This window comes from Planctomycetota bacterium, from assembly GCA_038746835.1.
Classification (GTDB): Bacteria; Planctomycetota; Phycisphaerae; order Tepidisphaerales; family Tepidisphaeraceae; genus JBCDKH01.
In genome coordinates this window covers 1-3,707 of the sequence record JBCDKH010000261.1, presented here as the reverse complement: position 1 = coordinate 3,707, position 3,707 = coordinate 1, and the positions used below count along the sequence as shown (strand labels likewise).

The 3,707-nt window shown below is 65.8% G+C and carries 3 protein-coding genes; all 3 read left to right on the top strand.

Annotated features, from left to right (window positions below; all coding sequences use genetic code 11):
- The coding region (neuC, locus tag AAGI46_16260) for a UDP-N-acetylglucosamine 2-epimerase (protein MEM1013760.1) at positions 1–1,186 on the top strand (1,186 nt) is incomplete at its 5' end.
- A 180-nt stretch (positions 1,187–1,366) separates the two neighbouring features.
- Positions 1,367–2,536, top strand: a complete 1,170-nt coding sequence (locus AAGI46_16255; GenBank protein MEM1013759.1) for a type II secretion system protein — start codon at positions 1,367–1,369, stop codon at positions 2,534–2,536.
- A gap of 137 nt (positions 2,537–2,673) precedes the next feature.
- Positions 2,674–3,707 (top strand): hypothetical protein (locus tag AAGI46_16250; GenBank protein ID MEM1013758.1); only part of this gene is annotated, 1,034 nt, incomplete at its 3' end.

The window sequence follows — 3,707 nt, the reverse complement described above, 5'->3', positions numbered from 1 at the left end:
CGCGCAGCGTGACCAAGCCACCGAACCCGTGCTCAGAGCACAGCGTCGAGCCGGGTCCGACACGAGCACCAACACCCATCTCATGCGTCGCATCTGCTTCGCCACAGGCACCCGCGCCGAATTCGGCTTGATGCGGACCACGCTTCAAGCGATCCGCAATCACGCGGACCGCCAGCTCCAACTCACAGCGACGGGCCTGCACCTCGACCCGGCAGCGGGTCGCTCCGTCGACGCCATCCGCCATGACGGCTGGACCGTCGACGCCGAAATCCCCTGGGGCCCGACAACCGACGCCACGCAACTCGCCATCGCCACCGGCCACGCGACCGCAGGCCTTGCCGAGGCGTTCGATCGACTCGAGACCGACATCGTCCTCGTCGTCGGCGATCGCGTCGAAGCCCTCGCCGCCGCGACGGCCGGGCACCTGTTGGGCCGCATCGTCGCCCACGTCCACGGCGGCGACCGAGCGACAGGCCAGGCCGACGACGCGATGCGGCACGCGATCACCAAACTCAGCCACATCCACTTTCCCGCAACGCCCGGCAGCGCCGAACGCCTGCTGAAGCTCGGCGAAGTACCAGAATCGATCCACATGCTCGGTGCCCCCGGCATCGACGGCATCACCTCCGCTGCAGCCGAGCGTCAGCCGGATGATCCGGAATCGGGCACGTTCGCCCTCATCGTCCTGCACCCGACGCGTGACGACGTTGGAGCCGAGTTTGAGACGGCAGACCGGATGCTCACCGCCGTCCGGTCATCGGACCTGAAGGCCGAGATCGTCATGCCCAACAACGACCTCGGCCGCGAGGGCATCGCTCGGCGGTGGAACGAAGCACGCGACGACGCCGACGTCCGCGTCCACGATGACCTGCCCCGGCCACGATTTCTGCGCCTGATGGCCAACGCCGCCGCACTCGTCGGCAACAGCTCGTCGGGCATCATCGAGGCCGCCAGCTTCGGCACGCCCGTCCTCGACGTCGGCCCACGTCAGACCGGCCGCGAGCGATCCGGCAACGTCGTTCACTGCGACGAGGCCGAGGTCACGGGCACATTGCCGCAGCTCCTTTCGCGCGGCCGATGGACCGGCACGAACGTCTACGGCGCTGACGGCACCGGCAAGCGCATCGCCGACGTGTTGGCAGGCATCGACTTGAGTTCCATCGGTGCGAAGCTCATCAATTACTAATCAAACGCTGACATATCTGACCTTCATCAATCGTTAGCCGAAGGTTTACGAAATCCCATCCGCGTCTTGATGCAAGGGAGGCGTGTCGTCGCTTATCAAGTGGCCCGCGACGGCGGCGCTGGACGGGACCGGTCTCCCGACGCCGCCGGGCGGTGCCCCTCTCATCACCCGACGCCCCATATGACCAACCCATCAAATCGCCTGATTAGAAACGGATTTTCACAGCGACGCCTCGGCTTCACCCTCGTCGAACTCCTCGTCGTCATCGGCATCATCGCCCTGCTGGTCGGCATTCTGCTTCCGACGCTGAGCCGCGCTCGCGCAAGCGCGAACCAGATCGTTTGTGCAAGCAACCTGCGAAACATTGGGCAGGGCTTCGCGCTTTATGCGTCGGACAACAAGCAGTTCCTTCCGGCCGCTTACGTGTACACGCCGGGCGGGGCTCAGGGGCCCGGGGCAACCGCTGCTCCAAATCTCGTCGCATTCCCTGACGTCGGGGGTGGCTCAGCACAAAGCCGGGGTGCGGGCTACACGCACTGGTCGTGGCTGATCTTTGGCGGCGGCGCGACCGTGCCGGAGGATGCGTTCACCAGCCCGATGTTCGACTCCGACGGCGGACTCCCGCCGACCAATCCCAGCCCGGGCGACAGCGTGCCAGGCCAACAGCTCGGTGAGGGAACTGCCAACGGCTTCGTCGACGAACAAGTCCGACGCGTCGCCTACACCGTCAACGAGGCCATCATTCCTCGCAACAAGTTCGAGACTGGTGTGCCCGGGCTCATCATTGACGGGTCAGCACCGAACGGTGCACGCAGCCAGCGCGTCAACCTCGGACGCATTCGCGACTCGACCAACGTCATTCTCGCGACCGAATACATCGACAACCCACGCGTCGTTTCCGAGGCGACAGGGCCCGGCGCCGGTGGTGGAAGCACCGACTTCGAGATCAAGAGCCACCGCCCCGTCAGCGGCGTGAACGATGCCGTTACCAACGACCCGTACGACGCGACCGCCTCGGGCATTCTGATTCCGGCACCGCTTCCGCCGGGCGTTATCAACGGCCCCAGCCCCGGGCTCAACTCACTGGGCTGGGTCGGACGTCTGCATCAGATCGCCGGCAAGAAGATCGTCGGCGGTCAGCCGCAGGATCTGCGCAAGACCAACTTCGCCTACGTCGACGGCCACGTCGAGACCAAGCTGATCGAACAGACCTTCCCCCAGCGGTACGGCGGCGACGGCTTTGCCGTGGTCGACAACCAGCTCGGCGGTGACGCGTACGAGTGGGGCAACCCCTTCCTCGCAATCCGCGGAACGCCACGCGTTCGCGGTGTTGCAGTGAACGGCGACTGATTCCAGCGGCGTCGGGCCTAATCGCCCGACGCCGTTTTCGCACGAGGCAGTTACCGCTGCACAGCGGTCCTCGTGCAGCCAAGCGCACGACGTCCCGGCGCTCGGCACATCGCAGGTTCCGGAGAACTGAGAAGACCATGACCCACCATCCGCGCATCATCGCGGCCGCCACCGTTACGGTTGCCGGCCTCACCCCCGCGGCCTTCGCCACCATCGATTCAATCGGTGACGGCATCGGCAACGAGTACCTCATTCAAACCACCGGCGCTACCGCCCTCAAGGCGTTCAGCTCTGCCGAGGGCAACCGTGGCACCTATCTGCTGGGCCTGCCGACGCTGACCATCGGCGACACGCAGTACAGCCTCAGCGGCTCGATCGCTCAGGGCATCGGGCAGCAGCTCAACGGCAGCCCGACCATCATCGAGCCCGGCAACAATGCCGATCGCATCGTCTACGGCTACCACGAAACTGGCTCGGGCAACGGCATCAACGACCTGGCCATCCGCAACGGCATCCTGTCCGGCTCGCCGCCGAACATCAGCTCGTCCAATCCGCACTTCACGATGGGTGAAGAGTTCGACTCTTTCCCCGCGACGCTGACCAACGGCTACACCACGTTCTACGACGGCAACAGCAACAAGCCGGTCCCCGGTATCAGCGGTGCCTTCTACGACGTCCCCGGCAACAAGCCGCTCCCGCAGATCAGCTACAGCGACGTCAGCTTCGAGCAGTTCTTCAGCCTCTCGGGCGCTGAGGCATTCGACGCACGCCCGACCTCCGCCGGCTACGGCCTTGGCCAGGACGCCACCCAGTACAGCAGCACCCGCTTCACCGCACCGTCGCAGGAAAACTACCAGGATCTCCGCTCCGCCGACGCCCTCGACGGCGGTGTGGACCCAAGCACGACGAAGCTGCGCAACACCGCGTTGGCCGCCGTGCCGTTCACGATCAGCGCCAACCCCGGCACGGGCCTTGACAGCATCAGCGAAGCCGATGCCCGCTTCCTCCAGGCCGCCGGTCGCCTCGAGAACGGTGTCAACTTCCACAGCGTCACGCGTGACAGCGGCTCGGGCACCCGCAACCAGGGCGCCAACAACCTCGTCCTCGACCCGAGCTTCGGCCAGGGTGAGCGCGACCGCGTCCAGCTCATCGACGCCAACGGCGACTCGAT

Bases quoted from the DNA above. Each gene is read 5' to 3' on its own strand.
- AAGI46_16255 (MEM1013759.1), top strand. From the start codon at position 1,367: ATGACCAACCCATCAAATCGCCTGATTAGAAACGGATTTTCACAGCGA.